Source organism: Rheinheimera aquimaris (genome assembly GCF_020531985.1).
GTDB lineage: Bacteria > Pseudomonadota > Gammaproteobacteria > Enterobacterales > Alteromonadaceae > Alishewanella > Alishewanella aquimaris.
The window spans coordinates 1-18,855 of the sequence record NZ_JAJAVQ010000005.1 but is presented as its reverse complement, the minus strand read 5'-3'; the positions used below and the strand labels follow the sequence as shown (position 1 = coordinate 18,855).

Sequence of the window (18,855 nt, the reverse complement as noted above, 5' to 3'; positions counted from 1 at the left end):
CTATACTAGGCGCCTTTTTCAGGCGCCTTTTTTGTGCCAGCGACAACAGCCACCTAGGGTGGAAGAGCGGAGATAGCAGTGATAGCGGTAGTAAGGTTAATTTTATTGGTGCTGTTTTTCATTATCAGTACGGTTGCAGGTTTGCTGATTTGTTTGGTTCGGCCATTTCACCCGAATAATGTCTATATTTTTTCCCATTGGTACGGCTGGATGTCACGTATTTTCGGCATTAGTGTAGAAGTTCGCTGCGATAGCGCTATCGACCCTGCCAAGCCTTATGTTTATATTGCTAACCACCAGAATAACTTGGATTTATTTACCATCAGTAATGGTGTGCAGCCACGCACAGTTACCATTGGCAAAAAAAGCCTGAAGTTTATTCCGTTTTTTGGTCAGCTGTACTGGCTTAGCGGTAATATTCTGATCGACCGCAACAACAAATCCAAAGCACTGAACACTATGCTGGCCGCGGCTGAACGGATTAACCGTGACCGGTTATCGGTGTGGATGTTTCCTGAAGGCACACGCAGTTATGGCCGCGGTTTACTGCCGTTTAAAATGGGTGCTTTCCATATCGCGCTGGAAGCTGCTGTGCCGTTAGTGCCGGTCTGTATGAGTAGCACCCACGGCCAGTTTAAACTGAACCGCTGGAATAATGGCAAAGTAATAATTCAGCTGATGGCGCCGGTAGCCTTACCTGAGCGCGAGCAGATGAATATCCGTGAATTTGCGCAAAGTATGCACCAGCAGATGCAGCAGCAGATTGCTTTACTTGATAGCGAACTGGGCAACGACTACACTGCCAGCACTATTGCAGCGAAAGAGTAATTTTATGGAAAACTGGCAGGAATTTACTGAAGACACCATAGGTGCATTACTGGAAGACGGTAGCGATCCGGATGCGCTTTACACCATCGAACACCATTTCTACGACAAAGACTTTGCCAAGCTGGAAAAACTGGCTGTCGAGCTGTTTAAGCTTGGCTATGAAGTGACCGATGCCGAAGAAGTTGAGTTTGAAGATGGCGGCAACGCCTGGGTATTCGATGCGATACGTGAGCAATCACTGGATGCTGACAGTATTGTTGCCGATGCGATTAAGCTTGAAGAGCTGGCACATAAACATAAAGTAGAATACGACGGCTGGGGCACCTACTTCGAAGGTGACGATGACGTTGAATATGATGACGAAGAGTAAGTTCTGCTGAAAAGCCGCTGCAAAGCGGCTTTTTTCTTTGTTGATTGGGTGGCGTGTTTCAGCACTTAGCTTTGCGATACGGTCTGGCCATCCCGTAACCGCTCGGCGCCGCGGGTGACCACTTTCTCACCGGCTTGTAAGCCTTCATCTACCGTGACCCAATCGCCGTTGCCGTCACTGACTTTTACCGCTTTACGGTGCGCGACATTGTCATCATCCACTGTCACCACATAGGTGCCATCGCTGCGCAGCAGCAGGGCATCACGGTGTACAGTTACTGCAGCCTTAGCGTCACGGGTGGCAACTTTAACACTGACCAGCTCGCCGGCCAGCCAGGCAGAAGAGGCTTTACCCAGTTTTAATCTAAGCTCTGCGCGCTGGCTTTGCGCATCTGCTGCCGGGATAAGGGCTGTTACTGCGGCGCTGCCCTGATGTTGCTGATTGCTGATATTTAAGCTGTCGCCAAGACGGACAAAACGCAGGTACTGCAGCGGTATATAGGCGCGCACCTCCAGCTGATAAATATCCTGCAAGCGGATCAGCGCCGTGTTACGCAGCACATCACCACCGGCCTCGCGTAACCGTTCTGCCACCACACCGGCAAAAGGTGCCCGCACTTCGGTGCGGTTTAACTGATCGTCCAACTGTGCAACACGGGCGGCAATAATGTCGGCATCGGCTTGTGCCAGCTGATAATCAGAGCGGGCTTTATCCAGCTGCAACAGTGAGACACTCTGGCTTTGCTGCAAATCCTGCAGCCTTTTGTATTCACGACTGAAATAGTCTGCTTGCAACATGGCGCGGTGGTGCTGGGCGGTCAGTTCAGCTTTTTGCAATTGCAGCGGGAGTGGATCCAGCTGCGCCAGCAGGTCGCCGCGTTGTACTGTGGTGCCCGCTTCGGCTACCCAACTCAGGCGGCCGTCTATGCCGGCGGTCAGCTCAGTGTTGTTCAGGCTGTAGATGGTACCGGCAATATCCATCGTCGGTACTTCGTATGATAAGCGGCTTTCAGTCAGCTGTACGGATGTCGCCGGTGCTGTTTGCGCCAACGCCAGTGAGCTGCATAAACAACTGATGAGCAATATCGATTTATACATGGGAATTTCCTTGAGCAGTGACAGTTGTACTGCGTATACGCATTGAAACCGGGCGCTGCATTTGCAACACGGCAGGTAACAGGATCAGAGTAAACAGGGCGCTGACAGCCATGCCGCCAACAATCACTGTCGCCAGGCCGCGGTAAATTTCAGCGCCGACACCGGGGATCAGCATCAACGGCAGCATGCCAAACAAGCTGGTCAGTGTACTCATGTAAACAGGGCGGGCGCGCAGCAGTATTGCCTGTTGCACCGCTTGCTGTCGTGGCAGGCCTTCACGCTCACCGCTGCGGGTTTGATCCACCAGCAGAATGGCATTATTAACCACCAATCCCAGCAAAATAATAAAGCCTATCATCGTCAGCAAATCGAGCGATTGTGGTGTAAACAGATTCACCAGTGCCAGGGCGGCAACGCCGCCGGCGATGGCCAGCGGCATTACCAGCAACACCAGCAAAGCATCACGTAATGAGCGGAACAAGGCTGTCATCAGCAGCAACAAAATAAGTAAGGCCAAGGTGAAATTCAGCAGCATTTCGTCTATTGCTGAGTTCATCTGGCTGGCGTTACCGCTGAGCAGCAGGCTGGCGCCTTCTGGTAGTGCCTGTTGCATCGGAGGCAACACATGCTGTTGCAGGATATCCATACTTTCATCCAGCGACATCCCCTCCGGCGGGCGCACGATTAAACTTATTGTCCGTTTGCCACCAATCCGGCGCAGCTGCGATGGCCCGACGGTCTGCCGAACATACGCCATATCGCCCAGTGTCTGATTACCGGCGCGGGGTGTGACCAATGGCATAGCTGCCAGCTGCTCTGGTGTTTGCCAGGGTTCGGCACGCAGGATAACGTTCATTCTGTCGTTGCCATCAAAATACTCAGACACGAAAAGCCCGCTGGTAAAAGCCCGGACATAATTGGCCACGTCTGCCCGGTTCAGTCCGGCCTGACTGATAGCTCTGTCGTTAGGCAGCAGTTGCAGTTCGGGCTCAGCCATATCCAGTGCCGGCACCGGCTGCGCACTGCCGCCAGCCAAATGTTCCTGCACTTTGCTGACGCCAATACGGGCCACTTGCATCAGTTCACTAAGCTCAGGGCCTTGCAGGTTCAGCTCGATACTGCGGCCATCGCCGCCACCGGATACATTGATCATTGAACCACGAAACAGAAATACCTGAGTGTCCGGTATGCCGGCAAACACTTCATTACGCACCAGATCCATCAGCGCTTCTACCTGTGTTGGGTCTGCTGCATAAATAAAGCCGCCACTGGCGTTAGGGCCATAAGAGTAAAAATTATAACTTTTAATAGCCGGTGTTTTGCCGCCGCTGTAATAAGGTTCCAGCCGCTCAACCACGCGGTTAGCCAGCTCTTGTTCGAGAAATTCAATGTTGCCACCCGGCGGCAGGCTGAAGTTAAAAAAGAAACCATCGATAGGGGCGCGCGGCATAAAATCTGTACGTGGCAGCAGCACGAGCGTTATTAGTACCGACCCTGCCAGCAGACCGGCGACCCAGCTCAGGCGTTTGCTGGCACTGTCGGTCAGACGCATAATCAGCTGGCTTAAGCGTTGCCAGTAGGCGGCAAAAGGGTCGGTTTGTTGCGTGGCCGGCAACCAGTAGCGGCTGGCAAGCGGGATCACGGTAATGGCGGCGATAAAACTGCTGCACACCGCGACCGACAATGTCAGTGCCAGATCAGAAAACAGCTGGCCTTCGATGCCGGCCATAAACAGTATTGGTAAGAATATCGCTACTGTTGTTGCCGTGGAAGCCAGCAAAGCACCGCTTACCTGTGCTGCACCGCGCAGCGCGGCTTTTTTGTCATCCAGGCCTTCGCTTTTTAAGCGTAAGATGTTTTCCTGCACGATAATAGCCGCGTCCAGTACCAGCCCAACCGCAAACGCCAACCCTGCCAGTGAAATAACGTTCAGGCTGCGCCCCAGCAGCTGCAATGCCAGCAAAGCAATCGCCAGTGACAGGGGAATGCTAAGCGCAATAATAGCCGTAGCGCGCCAACCGCGCATAAACAGCCACAACAGCGCCAGCGCTAACACTACACCAAGCCCCAGATTGCTTTTCACCAGTGCCAGTGCGTTGCGGATATGCACTGAGGCATCAAAGCTAAGATCCATCATCAAGCCGGCTTCAAGTAGAGGCCCGGCATTCAGTTCGCGGATAGCAATATTGATGTCGTCGAGCAGCGCTACGGTATTGGCATCATTATTACGTGCAACAGTAATGTAATACGCCTGAGCACCGTTACGTAGCGTAAAACCGGTACGGTCACTAAAGCCCAGCTCAGCTGTTGCAACATCGCGCAAGTAAATTGGCCGCTCTCCGCTGTAGGCCAGAATCATGTCCAGCAAAGATTGTGGGTTAAACTGGCCGGCAAAGCGCACTGTGTACTGGCGGCGGCCAACATCGGCAAAACCGCCCGACGCATCGGTGGCGGCACGAAGCTGTGAGGCAATGTTGTTAATACTTAAACCCAGCGCTGCAGCGCGCTGTGCATCAAAAGTAATACGCAGCTCTCGCGGACGCTGGCTGTTCAGGTTAACCTGGCCGACACCCTGGATCCGGCTTAACCTTGGATACACCACATCTTCAATCAGCTGCTGATAGCTGGCAACGTCTTTGACGTTGTTGCCCGGTAGCGGGCGGATCAGAATAGAGGCAGCGTTAGGCGTATTTTGTCCGCCACCGGCAACAACGGTTGGTTCAATTGCATCCAGTGGCAAAGGCGGCGCCTGATTCAGGTTGTTGATCACATCCAGCGTGGCCTGTTGCATGTCTGCACCAATGTCGAACGTCAGGGTGATAGAGCCAAAGCCACGTTGAATATTGGTTTCAACTTTCGTTACACCGCGGGTATTTTTTATCGCGTTTTCAATAGGCTCAATAATGACCGCTTCCACCTCCTGCGGCGCGGCTGAACGCCAGCCGGTAAAAACAGAAATTTGCGGTTGTTCTATATCCGGCGTGATCTGGATAGGAAGTTTAAGCAGGCTGATTACGCCAAACAACAAAATCAGAATAGCAGTAACAATAACGCTGGCCGGATTTTTAAGCGCCGCACGGCTGAGGTTCATGCTGAGTAATTCCGTATACTTATGTGGCTTGAAATCTATCCGCTGGCGGCATAAAAGCGAGAGTGATGGGGCAGACGGGGGAAATTATGCGCCCGGCGGGGGCGCATTAATAAAGGCTTACAGGCTGTAACACCCTGTTACAGCCTTAGGGTTGGTTGTCTTTCTTACCCAGCTTATCCAGTAATTTGTCTTTCAGTTTATCTTTAGCCTGATCCTTCACATCAGCCAGTTTGGCATTGAGCATATTTTCAATACTGTCACTGATATTGCTGATATCGCTATCCTGCTCTGTCAGCAGTGATGCCCAGTCCTGTTGCCCGGCTAAGCCTTGCTGCAACTGTGCATCCAGTTTCGCTTTAAGTTCGTTCTGGTACTGCGCCACCTTTTGCTTGGCTTCGCCAAGCAATGCATCGCCAATGACTTTGTCCAGTGACGATCGGATGCTGACTTCAGGCGCGCTGACCAGGCCAGTGGCAGCAATATTCAGGGGGATCTGCGCTTGGTTATCCAATAAAGTTGCCAGCTGCTGCAGGTACTTATTACCGCTGCTGCTAAAGTTAGCTGCCTTCAACAAGACACTGGCTTGCTGTGATATCTGGTTATCTGTCAGGTTAAGCTTGCCGCTTGAGCTTATCAGGCCGTCGGTTATGCTTAGCGCCGTGTCGTCTTTACCCAGCGTCAGTGGCTGCAAGTTCAGTCCTTCAAGTTGCCAGCTCAGGTTTGTCACCATTTGCTGCAAAATAGCAAAGTCGCCCTGCAGGTTAAAGGCGGCTAATTGCGGCAGTTGTTTTACATCCAGCGAGAATTTTGTCGCGCTGTTTATCAGCGCGTGCTGGGCGGTGATATCCTGCATCGCAATGGTGGCTTCACCGCCACCGATTAACCAGTTTACTCTGGCCTGCTTTATCCAAAAATCAGGGTACGGCTGGCTGGGTAACGGCAGGATGCGGTTGGGCAGCACGACGTCCGGTTCGCCTGGTTCGGTGCTTTGCTGTGGTAGCTCGTCAGGCAAATAAGGCTTTGCCAGCAGGTACAGGCTTTGTAACTGTGCAATACGTTGCCCCCAGACATCACCGAGCAGAATCTGACTGATGCCGGCCAGGCCGCCGTCACTGAGATTAGCTAGCTGCTGCACTTTGGCATAATCGGCTTCGCTGGCCGCTTTTAGTTCTGCTACTGCTTGTTGCAGGCTGTCTTTGCTTTGCGTTAGCTGCTGTTTTGCTTCAAGTACGCGCTGTTTTTCGGCGTTTAGTTTATCTTTTAACTGTTGCAGTTGCTGCGCTTTGGCGGCCAAATCGGCGGCATTAGTTATTTTGCTGTCTGTCAGCGCTTTAATATCTGCTTGATATTGCTCCAGGGTATCTTTGCCGGGCAGCTTATCTTTCAATCCTTTCAGCTGTTGTTGTTCTGACAGCGCGAGTTGTTTAAGTGCTTCGGCTTTCTCAGGCGTTTGCAGGTTAGCACGGGCTATCAGTTCGTCCGCGTTGGGTAAATCGACCTGCAGTACGTCAGCGATATCGATTTTTTCGCCATCTGCACCCGGGGTACGGTACACCTCGCCGGGCTGGCGGCGCTGCGCGCCGTATTGTAGCCCATCGACGGTCAGTTCATTAACAACATAATAGCCAAGCAGTGCCGGCCACAGTTCCAGGGCAGCTGTGGCCTGGTTAAAGCTGAAGCTATTGTGGCTTGGATTCGCCGCGTCGGTAATTTGCAGACCTTCAACCTGTAATGCCAGCGGCGCCAGCTTAAGTGAAACACTGTTGATATTGACCTCGGCACCGACGGCTTTCTCCAGGCTGTAAACCATACCCAGTCTTATGGCAGGGCCAGCCAGTAAATATACCAGCGCCAGCAGCGCCGTGAAGAAGGTAATAAAAACTAACCAACCAGATTTACGTATCATGCCCGGCTCCTTAATTCAGCTTTTCATACAATGCAAACAGCTTGCTGGCTTTGAGCATCTGCGTCAGTTTCCATTTCTCAACATTGGTCATTATCCGGTAACGGTATTGCTGAACCAGCACTTTACTGAGCCAGGCTACAGGCACCAGCAGCAGGGCACCCAGCACAAAGGCACCCAGTGTCAGAGTATGGTGCAAATGCAGCAGTTGCAGCGTCTCAGTTTCGGCAAGCCATGTCAGCAGGGTATCGTTTTGCGCGTATTGCCAGGTCAGCTGTTCCAGTGGATAAGCAAATAACAGCATCAGACCCTCTGTCAGGCCCCATACCAGGATAAAGGTGGTCAGGTTGATGGTGAGTAAACACACCAGCAACACAATTAGCAGGGTTAATAGTCCAAATGGCAGAATACCGACAAATAACCCCAGTGCAATGGCCCAGCCTATTTGCCAGGGCGAGGCCTCGGAATTCAGCACTTTAAGAACTTTAGCCAGCAGAGGTAGCATAAGCACTCCGGTAAACAGAAGATAGATTGTTGTTATATAAGGTAACAGTGTCTGCTGGCTTTGTCAGGGACAAAAAACGGGTTCAGTACCGAAAATAGCCTGATAAAAAATAAAGGCGCTGTTGTCAGCGCCTTTATCAGTAACGGTTGGGGGCGTGTTATGCCAGCGCCAGGAAGCCGAAGAACGCCAGTACAGCCGCTAAAAACGCATACGGAAACTGCGTTAACGCATGGCTCATCAGGTTACAGCCCGAGCCCTGCGCAGCCAAAACTGTAGAGTCGCTATAGAAACAGGCCTGGCTACCAAAAGAGCTGGCTGACAATAGTGCGCCTATTACCAGTGGAATATCGGCTTCAACCGCAAACGCCAGTGGCATCACGATAGGAATAGATACAGCGAAAATGCCCCAGGATGAGCCGGTAGCAAACGCCAGTATTGCCATCGATAAAAACACCAGTGCCGGTAACAGCTGGGCGCTCATATAAGGCGCCAGATTCTCTATGATGTATTGCGGTAAGCCAAGCTGGTCACAGACATCTTTAAACACAAAGGCAGCAATAACGGTACAAATCGCCGGCAGCATGGTTTTAAAGCCGTGGATCATCTGATCCATCATTTCCGACACTGTCATTAAGCGCTGCAGTAAATACAGTGGCAGCGTCAGCAGGAAAGTCACCAGCAGGCCTTTCCATACGTCAATTTCAAACCAGACGGTAAAACCGACCAGCATAATCATGGGCAGCAAAAAGTTGTGCAGTTTACCGGTTTGCTTGTCGGCTTGATCAAACTCTTCTTCAAAAGACTGTACGGCAAAATCATCTGCAGAATGCGTATCCTGTGCGGTAGTGGCAGAGTTTGGTGCATCGGTTGCAGCCACAGTGGCTTGTTGTGCAGCCAGCTCGGCTTTTTTCATTGGGCCAAACAGTGGCACTACACCTAAAATCACCAGAATTACCATTACCATCGCCAACCACGCATAGAGCATATAAGGGATGGCAGAGATGTAAGTAGCAATACCGCTGGCATCACCGGCTGGTGCTACATCGTTCGCGACCAGTAAGCCGCCAAAAAATACCGCCCAGGTTGAAATAGGAATAAGCACGCAAATGGGCGCGGCAGTAGAGTCGACGACATAGGCCAGCATCTCACGCGACACTTTGTATTTGTCGGTAATACGCTTCATGGTTTCGCCAACAGTCAGCGCATTTAAGTAGTCATCGACGAAAATGACGATGCCAAGAAAGCAGGTCATTAACAGTGATGATTTTCGCCCCTTAGCAATATTTTGTGCCGCCCGGCCAAACGCAAAAGCACCACCGGTATGCACCAGCAAGGCGATCAGCGAACCAAAACCACCGCAGACCAGAATTAACCAGCCAATCGTTTCATCCTGCATCACGCGCAGTGAGGTTTCGGCGAAATTATCTAACGCCCCTACCGGTGATAACAGCAATAAACCAACGATGGCGCCCATGACCAGCGCCAGAATGGGCCGCTTCAACCAGATAGCAATGACAAGTACAACAATAGGCGGGATTAAACTTAGCGCACTTGGCGCAGCTGCGGCCGCTTCGGCCGCGGTCGCAACAGGTTCGGCGAGACTCTCGACCAGGGTATCTGCTGACATCATTTATTATTCTCAAAGTTATTCCGGCAGGCCGGATAAAAGTTAAGTGAACCGTTGCAGCAGATAACCCGAGTCAACGGAGCGGTTCCTTGCGGTATCAGCCGTGCTGCGCTTAAAAATGAGGCGCTAAACACCAGACTTTACTGCATAAATACGCAGTGCAAGCGTATTATCAGCCAGTTGCCGAAATACCGCGCAATCATAGCAAAAATATTATTTTCTACAAATGGAATCTTTGCGCCAGCCCTTGCAGGCTAAAGCGTTGCGGCATAACTAAAGTTATAAAAAGCCGGGTACTCAGACCCGGCTTTTTAGCTGTTCAAAACGCTTACAGTGCGGCTATTTCAGCTTGCTGTGCTTGCAGTTTGGCTACAGCTTGCTCCAGCTCAGCTTGCTTGGCGCGCTCTTTCTCCAGCACCGCTTCCGGGGCTTTGGCAACAAAGCCTTCGTTAGCTAGTTTACCGGCTACGCGTGACAGTTCCTGCTGGGTTTTCTCAAGCTGCTTGGCTATACGGCTAAGCTCGGCATCTTTGTCGATTAACCCTGCCATCGGGATCAGCAAGTCCATGCTACCGATTAACTGGGCTGCACAGGCTGGCGCTTGCTCACCTGCCGCCAGTACTGTGATGTTTTCCAGCTTAGCCAGGTTCATCAGGAAGTTCTGGTTTTCGCTTAAGCGGCGCTGCTCTTCACTGCTAACGTTACGCAGTAAAATGATCAGCGGCTTACTTGGTGCAATGTTCATTTCACCACGCACGTTGCGGATAGCGGTGATCACTGCCTTTAACCATTCCAGATCGGCGGTGGCGGTCTCATCGATAAGACTGCCGTCCACTTCCGGGTATGGCTGCAGCATAATGCTGTCTGCAGTAATGTTTGCCAGTGGCTTAACCGATTGCCAGATGGTTTCGGTAATAAATGGCATTATCGGGTGCATCAGGCGCAGTAAGCTTTCCAGTACCGTTACCAGCGTATGTCGTGTAGCACGTTGCTGCGCGTCATTGCCCTTGAACAGTACCGGCTTAGTCAGCTCCAGATACCAGTCACAGAACTGGTTCCAGGTAAATTCGTACAGCGCATTAGCTGCCATATCAAAACGGTAGGTATCGATATACTGCCGCACTTGCTTCACCGTGCCCTGGTACTGCGCCAAAATCCACTTATCGGCCAGCGATAACTGCATATCACCGCCATTAAAGCCACAATCCTGCGCTTCAGTATTCATCAATACATAGCGGCTGGCATTCCACAGCTTGTTGCAGAAGTTACGGTAGCCTTCTAAGCGCTTCATGTCCCAGTTGATATCGCGACCGGTTGACGCTAGTGCCGCCAGCGTAAAGCGCAGGGCATCGGTGCCGCTAGCAGTAATACCTTCCGGGAACTGCTTTTCAGTGGCTTTGCCGATTTTCTCTGCCAGTTGTGGCTGCATCAGGTTACTGGTGCGTTTAGCCAGCAGATCCGGCAGGCTGATACCGTCAATCATATCCAGCGGGTCGATAACATTACCCTTGGATTTTGACATTTTATCGCCGTTTTCATCGCGGATAAGGCCGGTAACATACACGGTTTTAAACGGAACCTGCGGTTTGCCGTCTTTATCTTTAATAAAGTGCATTGTCATCATGATCATCCGGGCAACCCAGAAGAAAATAATGTCAAAGCCGGTTACCAGCACATCAGTCGGGTGGAAGGTGCGCAGTGCATCGGTATCTTCCGGCCAGCCCAGCGTAGAGAAAGTCCACAGCGCAGAGCTGAACCAGGTGTCCAGCACGTCGTTATCTTGTGAAAGCTTCACGCTGTCTGCCAGCTGATGCTTGCTGCGCACTTCGGCTTCGGTGCGGCCAACGTAAACTTTACCGTTTTCATCGTACCAAGCCGGAATACGGTGTCCCCACCAGAGCTGACGCGATATACACCAGTCCTGAATGTCGCGCATCCAGCTGTAATACATGTTCTCGTATTGCTTAGGCACAAATTCGATCTGGCCGTTTTCTACCGCTTCGGTAGCGGTCTTCGCCAGTGGCGCAACACGCACATACCACTGATCGGTCAGCAGCGGCTCTATCACCACGCCACTGCGGTCGCCGTATGGCAGGGTATTGTTGTGATCTTCTACTTTTTCCAGCAGACCGGCGGCGTCGAACGCGGCGACGATAGCTTTACGCGCAGCGTAACGGTCCAGCCCCTGATATTCCGCCGGGATAGGCGCGCTGACCGCCGGGTTGGCTTCACCGTTCGGGTGGAAACATTCACCTTCAGCGCGGATGGTGGCATCAGGTGTCATGATGTTGATCATTGGCAACTGGCTACGTTTACCTACTTCGTAGTCGTTAAAATCGTGCGCCGGGGTAATTTTGACGCAGCCGGTGCCTTTTTCCATATCGGCGTGCTCGTCCGCCACTACCGGAATACGACGGTTAACCAATGGCAGAATGATCTCTTTACCAATCAGCGCTTTGTAGCGGTCATCTTCCGGGTTAACAGCAACGCCGGTATCACCCAGCATGGTTTCCGGCCGGGTAGTAGCGACTACCAGATAGGTTTTGCCATCTGCCGTGGTTGCGCCATCGGCCAGTGGATAACGCAGGTGCCACATGTGGCCCTTTTGTTCTTTATTCTCAACTTCTAGGTCTGAAATCGCGGTATGCAGCTTCGGATCCCAGTTCACCAGGCGTTTACCACGGTAAATCAAGTCATCTTCATACAGTCGTACGAAGACTTCCTGCACCGCATTAGACAAACCTTCGTCCATGGTAAAGCGCTCGCGCTCCCAATCGACCGAGTTACCTAAACGACGCATTTGCGAGGTGATAGTGCCGCCTGATTCGCTTTTCCACTGCCAGACTTTTTCAATGAAGGCATCTCGGCCCAGTTGATGCCGGCCAGGTAAGCCTTCGGCTGCCAGTTTACGTTCAACCACCATTTGGGTGGCGATACCGGCGTGGTCGGTACCCACTTGCCACAGCGTGTTTTTACCCTGCATGCGCTGATAGCGTGTTAGGGCGTCCATAATAGTTTGCTGGAACGCGTGGCCCATATGCAGGCTGCCGGTCACGTTCGGCGGCGGGATCATAATGCAGTAGTTGCCAAGGCTTTCGTCGCCACTTGGTTTAAAGTAGCCTTTAGCTTCCCATGCGTTATACATGGCCTGTTCTATTTCACTGGGATTAAACGTCTTTTCCATGATTTTACCTGTAACTCAGTTGGCGTTTACTGTTTGCGGCGTAACACCTAACTGGCGATAGTGCTTAAAACGTTCCCGAGCCTGCGCTTTTAGCTGCGCATCTGCAGGAACAAATTCAATGATTTGGTTAAAACGGTTGGCAAACGCCGGCACGGTGTCGGCAAGGTTCACCAGTACCGGCCTGTTTTGCCGCGGGGCTTGCCAGCTTATTTCAACCGGCGCGCCGTATCTTGGGCCTTCACCGCTTAAGTTGTGTGGCACAAAGCGTTCTGCGTCAAATTGCCACAATAACTCGTCAAAGGCTTCTGCCTGTTGCTGGTCGGCAGTATAAACGAAAACCCGTTGTTTGGCGCGGTACAAGTCGGCACATAGCTGACATGCTAAAGCAAAATGAGCTGGCACAGTGCTCAGCTCATTTTGTGGGGCTGTTTCGTCTAACAGATAAAAGTTAACCTGCATCAGTTGTCCTGTTGCTGCCCAACCCGGTTAATTAAAAACTGTGTCAGCATTGGCACCGGCCGGCCGGTAGCGCCTTTGTCCTTGCCACCACTGCGCCAGGCTGTACCGGCGATATCAAGGTGTGCCCAGTTATACTTGCGGGTAAAACGCGACAGAAAACAGGCGGCGGTAATAGTGCCGGCAGCACGGCCACCCAGGTTACTGAAATCAGCAAACGGGCTTTCCAGCTGCTCCTGATAATCATCCCACAGCGGTAAGCGCCATGCTCGGTCACCACTTTGCTCTGACGCATTTAAAATCTCATGCGCCAGTGGGTTATGGTTGCTCATTAACCCGGTTGCATGTTTACCCAGTGCAATAACGCAGGCACCGGTTAAGGTTGCAACGTCTATGACCAGCTCAGGGTCGAAGCGCTCCACATAGGTTAACGCATCGCACAGTACCAGGCGGCCTTCGGCGTCGGTATTTAACACTTCAACCGTCTGGCCAGACATAGTGGTTAATATATCACCTGGCCGGTAGGCATTGGCATCCGGCATGTTCTCTGCTGCGGCCAGTACGGCTACCACGTTGATAGGCAGGCTTAAATGCACCACGGCATGCATGGTACCCAGCACAGAGGCGGCGCCACACATGTCGTATTTCATTTCATCCATGCCTTCGCCCGGTTTTAGGCTTATACCGCCTGAGTCGAAGGTTAAGCCTTTACCTACCAGTACCACAGGGGCACTGTCATTATCTGCACCGTTATATTTAATCACTGCCATACGCGGGCCATTGACAGAACCACGGCCAACCGCCAGATAAGAGTTCATGCCATGAGAGGCGAGTTCTTCCGGGCCTAATACATCGACACTGATTTTGGCTGAGCTTTCAGCCAGCAACTGCGCCTGGTCGGCCAGATACTGTGGCGTGCAGATATTCGGCGGCATGTTGCCTACGTCTTTGCACTGCTTGATTCCTGCGGCAATAGCCAGGCCGTGCTCTACTGCTTTTTCGCCAATCGTCAGGTCGCGCCGTGTCGGCACATTGAATACGATTTTACGCAGTGGGCGGCGGGTTTCATCTTTTTTGCTTTTTAAGCGGTCAAACACGTACAGGCAGTCCTGCGTGGTTTCTACCGCGTGGCGCACTTTCCAGTAGGTATCGCGGCCTTTTACGTGTAATTCAGATAAAAAGCATACGGCTTCCATCGAGCCGGTTTCGTTCAGTGTGCTTATGGTTTTGGCGATGATCTGCCGGTACTGACGCTCATCCAGCTCACGCTCTTTACCACAGCCAACTAATAATACACGTTCGCTCAGTACGTTAGGTACATGGTGCAACAACAACATCTGGCCCGGCTTACCCTCCAGATCACCACGGCGTAGCAGATTACTGATATAACCTTCACTGATTTTATCCAGTTGCTCTGCTACGGCAGAAAGACGACGTGGCTCGTATACACCGACAACGATGCAAGCGCTACGTTGTTTTTCCGGACTTCCGCTTTTTACGCTGAACTCCATACTAACTCCTGATTCTAATAGACTGTGCTAACATGACCGGCACATTTATGGCCAAATTCTACCGTGAATTTATAAAAAAGCTCGGTTTTCTGTGCTGTTTGGTCGATAATAATTGCTATAAATATCAAGTTTACTGAAAAATCGCCAGGGTTCCAGCAAAAAGGCAGGTTTTTAGGGGGCGTTTTGATTATTTTTCGTTACCTGTTAGGTGAGGTTTTTAAATCTCAGCTGGCGGTATTTATCATTCTGATGACCATTATTATAAGCCAGCGCTTTGTCAAAATTCTGGCTGACGCTTCAGAAGGTGAAGTGCCCGGGCAACTGGTTATCAGCATAGTTGCGCTTAAATTGCCGCAACTGGCTGTAATTATCCTGCCGCTCAGTGCCTTTGTCGGTATTTTGATTGCGTATGGCCGTGTTTATGCTGACAGTGAGATGACGGTGCTGCATGCCACCGGCGTCAGTGAATGGTATGTCACGCGGCTGACGTTAATATTGTCAATCCTGATGGCCTTTGTTGCCGGTAGCATTACCTTGTATCTGAGCCCGTGGGCGACTGAGCAAGAGTATCGCATTCTGGAGAAAGCCGATGCCAATGCCGGCTTACTGTCAGTAGTTCCCGGGCGGTTTCAGCATACATCAAACGAAAAAGCAGTCATCTTTGTACATGACGTTGGTCGTGGCAGTGACAGCGGCGAATTGTCACGGGTATTTGTGGCGCAAAATAGCGCCCGTGATGATCAAGGCGGCCAGGCTATTGTTTATGCTTTGAAAGGTACGGTAAAAGAAGACGCCCGCGGTGGACAGACGTTGCAACTGGCGCAGGGAAGACGCTACGCTGGCGACGTTGACTCTGCTGCTTTTGAAATCACTGAATTTGAAAGTTATCAGCTACAGATCCGCGAGCAGGAAGTAGAGCAGCGCCGGCGCAAGTTAGGCAGTGTTGCAACAACTGAGCTGTTAGAGATGGATTCCAATGAAGCATTGGCAGAATGGCACTGGCGTATTGCTATTCCACTGTCTATTCCGCTGCTGACACTTATTGCTGTGCCGCTCAGCAGGGTTAATCCGCGTCAGGGCAAGTTTGGCCGTTTGTTACCAGCATTGTTGCTGTATTTGGGTTATTACTCACTGCTTATTATTGCCCGCTCTGCACTGGAGGATGGCAAAATACCCGCACCGCTTGGGATGTGGTGGCTGCATGCCTGTGCGCTGGCTCTTGGCGCAGTATTGATTTTGCGCAATCGTTCAGCGGCGCAGCGGTTCCAGGCCTGGCTGGCAGGAAGAAGTTAATATGCTGAAAATTCTTGATGTTTATATCGGCCGCACCATTCTAACTACCTCAATGCTGACGCTAAGCGTGTTGCTGGCTATCTCGGCTATGTTCAAGTTTATTGATCAGATGCGCTCGGTTGGCCGTGGTTACTACGATATGGTGCATGCCGCGCTATTCACTTTATACAGTGTACCTGGCGATCTGGTGACCTTTTTCCCGATGGCAGCATTAATAGGCGCACTGATTGGCCTTGGCATGCTGGCCAGCAGCAGTGAGCTGGTGGTAATGCAGGCTGCTGGTTTATCACGTGTGAACATTATCAGCTCGGTAATGAAAACCTCAGTGCTGATGATGTTGCTGGTAATGGCTGTTGCCGAGTGGGGCGCTCCGGTAACCGATAGGGCAGCGAGGGAGCTTAGGACCAAGGCGATATCTGATGGTAGCCTGTTCGCAGCACAGCAAGGTGTTTGGGCAAAAGATGGCGATAACTTTGTCAACATCCGTAAGGTCGATGATTTTGGTAACCTGGAACAGGTGGTGGTGTATCAGTTTGACGAGCAATTGCAGTTGCTGTCGATCGTCAGTGCCGGGAAGGCAGTATATAACCGTGATGCCTGGCAGTTAAAAGATGTCACCCAACTCGACTTCAGTGCCGAGCGTATTGTCAGGCAAACTCTGCCCGAGCAGCGTTGGCGTTCGTCACTCACACCAGACAAACTCGGCGTAGTAACCATCAAACCGGAAATGCTGTCGCTAAGTGGCCTGAATGACTATGTCGACTACCTGAGGCAGAACTCGCAGGACTCACGCCGTTACGAGCTGGCCTTGTGGCGCAAAACACTGCAACCGCTGACGATAATTGCCATGTTGCTGATGGCGTTATCATTTATCTTTGGCCCGCTACGCAGCGTAACAATGGCTGCCCGGGTGCTAATGGGTATCTTAACCGGTTTTGCTTTTCACATGAGTAATGAGGTATTTGGCCCGGTCGCGCTGGTGTATCAGCTGCCACCTTTATTGGGCGCAGTACTGCCGAGTGTACTGTTTATTGCCTTGTCGCTGTATTTTATGCGGAAAAAAGCCTGAGGCAGCCTAATGCTGATCATTCAAGCAGAATCGGTATGCCCTAAGCCAACCGTCTCAGCCCTGGATGGGCTGAGAGGAGCCGCCAGGGATTGGGTTCTCGGCGTGTTGGTGTGGGTAAACCGACGTCAGCAGGAAGCTTAGCGGGCTGTTTTATGCAGGTTGATCAATTTGCTTTGTTCTTTGGTCAGTACAACTACCTGAGTGTTACTTAGCTGATCCTGCAGCGCCAGGCCTTTACCGAAGCGTAACCATAGCCACAAATTACCAATACCAAACAGTGCTGTAATGGCGCGTAATATGGCCTGGCGTAAGGTTACAGCCTGACCATTTTGTTGCACCAACAGTAAACGCCAGGCCCGCATACCCAGTGTCTGGCCGCCACGGCACCAGAAATAAAGATAGAACCAGCAAAACCAGACAACAGAGTACAGCTGAAACCATATTTTATGCCGGGTAATAAAATCTGCATGGTCGGTATAGCTGGCCAGCGAAATCAGGCCCACCGCATTTAGCAATGCAACCAGTGCCAATGCCAGTGCCATCGCCGCCATCCAAAGTGCAGCCAGAATCAGCCAGTCATACATCATTGCCGCTAAACGGCGAATTAACCCTGCGCGGGGTGCATCGGCAAACATAGTCATATCCGCTAGTAAAATCGGCGCAAGTGTAGCATGTGGCTGTTTTATTTCGAAGCAGCTGTGTGTGCACTTCATTCAGCTCAACATTTAGTTGCGTGGTCTCATCCGCAATGGTACGCCGGGGTTTGAGTAAAAATTATTGCTGCAGCTTGTCGAATTATGTCTTTCTCATCCGATTAACCAATGCGAATCAGTCACTGTTGTTTTCAGCGCCATGTTGGTTAGCTAGCTAACACGGCAAAACGCACGGCACAACGCCAGACGCAGGAGAGATAGGATGAAATTTAACCCGGTAGTGCATTTTGAAATTTACGTAGATGATATGGAGCGAGCCAGAGCATTTTATCAGATGCTGTTTAATATCACGCTGGAAGCTATGCCAGCGCCTGCGCCAGGGTTGGAAATGGAGATGTGGTTTTTCCCGATGGATAAAGAAAATGGCATGAGCTACTACGGTGCGGGTGGCAGCCTGATTAAGACCAGCGGTTATACCGCGGGCCGTGGCGGCACACTTGTATATTTTGGCTGTGATGATTGCGCAGTGCTGGCCGAGCGTGCTGCAGCTAATGGTGGCAGTATACACCAGCCCAAAATGTCGATTGGCCAATATGGTTTTTGCGCTGTTGTACACGACTCTGAAGGCAATTTAATCGGCTTACATTCGATGAATTAGGCCTCAGCAACTCAGAGCTCGTCTGATACTTGCCGAGACAACTTTGGCATATAGTCGGCGTAGTGTGTTACTGCTGCTGTATTTTTGCGCAACTAAAATGCAGAGGGATAAATTCGCTTGCGCAACGCAGTTCGCGTCGTATAATGCAGGCGTTTACCTCAAAATATCCCTCAGTGCCTGGGTGGCGAAATCGGTAGACGCAGCGGATTCAAAATGCAACGCGTCTTCGCAAAAGGTAGACTTAACTCTTTGAATAGTTTAGAGTTAAAGAAATAAGAGCTCGTAAAAAAGCTTGTAAAGTTTTGTAAAGGTCTGTAGCTACACTAGAGACAGATAAAAAAAGTCCTCTCAATGCCTGGGTGGCGAAATTGGTAGACGCAGTGGATTCAAAATCCACCGTTGGCGACAACGTGCCGGTTCGAGTCCGGCCCTAGGCACCAAAATACTGACTAATTCGAATTTTTATTCTCATAATATTTGCAGATGTATTTTATTCGAATTGACTGTCGGCTTTAAGTAAAAAGCGTAAGCAGCAGACTTGGGTTTATAGCCTAAATCTGCTACTAAACGTTGATGAAATTAGGCCACTTTGCTCTATTCATTTAGACTC

14 protein-coding genes and 1 tRNA gene are annotated in these 18,855 nt (G+C 51.2%); 6 read left to right on the top strand and 9 right to left on the bottom strand.

Annotated features, from left to right (window positions below; translation table 11 throughout):
• Positions 1-78 precede the first annotated feature (78 nt).
• Positions 79-828 (top strand): 1-acylglycerol-3-phosphate O-acyltransferase, encoded by a 750-nt coding sequence (locus LHL18_RS15855; protein ID WP_134059202.1) that lies wholly within the window; start codon positions 79-81, stop codon positions 826-828.
• Between the two features lie 4 nt (positions 829-832).
• Positions 833-1,198, top strand: coding sequence for a ribonuclease E inhibitor RraB (gene rraB, locus LHL18_RS15850; protein ID WP_134059205.1), 366 nt, complete (start codon positions 833-835; stop codon positions 1,196-1,198).
• Between the two features lie 65 nt (positions 1,199-1,263).
• On the opposite strand, the gene LHL18_RS15845 is transcribed toward rraB, so the two are convergent.
• The 8 genes from LHL18_RS15845 to pepA all read right to left on the bottom strand — a co-directional run bounded on the left by LHL18_RS15845 (position 1,264) and on the right by pepA (position 14,572).
• Complete coding sequence (locus tag LHL18_RS15845) at positions 1,264-2,295, bottom strand: efflux RND transporter periplasmic adaptor subunit (protein ID WP_226767782.1); 1,032 nt, start codon at positions 2,293-2,295, stop codon at positions 1,264-1,266.
• A complete protein-coding gene (locus tag LHL18_RS15840) occupies positions 2,288-5,386 on the bottom strand; it encodes an efflux RND transporter permease subunit (RefSeq protein WP_226767781.1) in 3,099 nt (1,032 codons plus the stop codon). The genes LHL18_RS15845 and LHL18_RS15840 overlap by 8 nt, the downstream gene beginning before the upstream one ends.
• 145 nt (positions 5,387-5,531) lie before the next feature.
• Positions 5,532-7,292, bottom strand: a complete 1,761-nt coding sequence (locus LHL18_RS15835) for a TIGR03545 family protein (RefSeq protein ID WP_226767780.1) — start codon at positions 7,290-7,292, stop codon at positions 5,532-5,534.
• 10 nt (positions 7,293-7,302) lie between these two features.
• Complete coding sequence (locus tag LHL18_RS15830) at positions 7,303-7,794, bottom strand: TIGR03546 family protein (RefSeq protein WP_134059214.1); 492 nt, start codon at positions 7,792-7,794, stop codon at positions 7,303-7,305.
• 157 nt (positions 7,795-7,951) lie between these two features.
• Positions 7,952-9,424 (bottom strand): Na+/H+ antiporter NhaC family protein, encoded by a 1,473-nt coding sequence (locus LHL18_RS15825; protein WP_226767779.1) that lies wholly within the window; start codon positions 9,422-9,424, stop codon positions 7,952-7,954.
• 325 nt (positions 9,425-9,749) lie between these two features.
• Positions 9,750-12,605, bottom strand: a complete 2,856-nt coding sequence (locus LHL18_RS15820) for a valine--tRNA ligase (protein WP_226767778.1) — start codon at positions 12,603-12,605, stop codon at positions 9,750-9,752.
• Positions 12,606-12,620: 15 nt separating this feature from the next.
• On the bottom strand, positions 12,621-13,064 hold the full coding sequence (locus tag LHL18_RS15815; RefSeq protein WP_134059224.1) for a DNA polymerase III subunit chi: 444 nt from the start codon (positions 13,062-13,064) through the stop codon (positions 12,621-12,623).
• Complete coding sequence (gene pepA, locus LHL18_RS15810) at positions 13,064-14,572, bottom strand: leucyl aminopeptidase (protein WP_134059227.1); 1,509 nt, start codon at positions 14,570-14,572, stop codon at positions 13,064-13,066. The genes LHL18_RS15815 and pepA overlap by 1 nt, the downstream gene beginning before the upstream one ends.
• 183 nt (positions 14,573-14,755) lie before the next feature.
• On the opposite strand from pepA, the gene lptF reads away from it, so the two are divergent.
• Together lptF and lptG are read left to right on the top strand one after the other, a co-directional pair.
• Positions 14,756-15,865, top strand: coding sequence for an LPS export ABC transporter permease LptF (gene lptF, locus LHL18_RS15805; protein ID WP_226767777.1), 1,110 nt, complete (start codon positions 14,756-14,758; stop codon positions 15,863-15,865).
• Between the two features lies 1 nt (position 15,866).
• Entirely contained in the window at positions 15,867-16,934 is a 1,068-nt protein-coding gene (gene lptG, locus LHL18_RS15800; protein ID WP_226767776.1) for an LPS export ABC transporter permease LptG, read from the top strand.
• Between the two features lie 137 nt (positions 16,935-17,071).
• On the opposite strand, the gene LHL18_RS15795 is transcribed toward lptG, so the two are convergent.
• Positions 17,072-17,569 (bottom strand): RDD family protein, encoded by a 498-nt coding sequence (locus tag LHL18_RS15795; protein ID WP_226767775.1) that lies wholly within the window; start codon positions 17,567-17,569, stop codon positions 17,072-17,074.
• A 280-nt stretch (positions 17,570-17,849) separates the two neighbouring features.
• Between LHL18_RS15795 and LHL18_RS15790 the strand changes: the two genes are divergently transcribed.
• Both LHL18_RS15790 and LHL18_RS15785 read left to right on the top strand, forming a co-directional pair.
• Positions 17,850-18,245: a VOC family protein gene (locus LHL18_RS15790; RefSeq protein WP_226767774.1), complete on the top strand. Its 396-nt coding sequence runs from the start codon at positions 17,850-17,852 to the stop codon at positions 18,243-18,245.
• A 353-nt stretch (positions 18,246-18,598) separates the two neighbouring features.
• Positions 18,599-18,685: transfer RNA gene (locus tag LHL18_RS15785), tRNA-Leu, on the top strand.
• The last annotated feature ends 170 nt before the right edge of the window (positions 18,686-18,855 follow it).

What these genes read in the sequence shown, in the direction of transcription:
- rraB (WP_134059205.1), top strand. Translation starts at nt 833, where the DNA reads ATGGAAAACTGGCAGGAATTTACTGAAGACACCATAGGTGCATTACTG.
- LHL18_RS15845 (WP_226767782.1), bottom strand. Translation starts at nt 2,295, where the DNA reads ATGTATAAATCGATATTGCTCATCAGTTGTTTATGCAGCTCACTGGCG.
- LHL18_RS15840 (WP_226767781.1), bottom strand. Translation starts at nt 5,386, where the DNA reads ATGAACCTCAGCCGTGCGGCGCTTAAAAATCCGGCCAGCGTTATTGTT.
- LHL18_RS15835 (WP_226767780.1), bottom strand. Translation starts at nt 7,292, where the DNA reads ATGATACGTAAATCTGGTTGGTTAGTTTTTATTACCTTCTTCACGGCG.
- LHL18_RS15830 (WP_134059214.1), bottom strand. Translation starts at nt 7,794, where the DNA reads ATGCTACCTCTGCTGGCTAAAGTTCTTAAAGTGCTGAATTCCGAGGCC.
- LHL18_RS15825 (WP_226767779.1), bottom strand. Translation starts at nt 9,424, where the DNA reads ATGATGTCAGCAGATACCCTGGTCGAGAGTCTCGCCGAACCTGTTGCG.
- LHL18_RS15820 (WP_226767778.1), bottom strand. Translation starts at nt 12,605, where the DNA reads ATGGAAAAGACGTTTAATCCCAGTGAAATAGAACAGGCCATGTATAAC.
- LHL18_RS15815 (WP_134059224.1), bottom strand. Translation starts at nt 13,064, where the DNA reads ATGCAGGTTAACTTTTATCTGTTAGACGAAACAGCCCCACAAAATGAG.
- pepA (WP_134059227.1), bottom strand. Translation starts at nt 14,572, where the DNA reads ATGGAGTTCAGCGTAAAAAGCGGAAGTCCGGAAAAACAACGTAGCGCT.
- lptG (WP_226767776.1), top strand. Translation starts at nt 15,867, where the DNA reads ATGCTGAAAATTCTTGATGTTTATATCGGCCGCACCATTCTAACTACC.
- LHL18_RS15795 (WP_226767775.1), bottom strand. Translation starts at nt 17,569, where the DNA reads ATGTTTGCCGATGCACCCCGCGCAGGGTTAATTCGCCGTTTAGCGGCA.
- LHL18_RS15790 (WP_226767774.1), top strand. Translation starts at nt 17,850, where the DNA reads ATGAAATTTAACCCGGTAGTGCATTTTGAAATTTACGTAGATGATATG.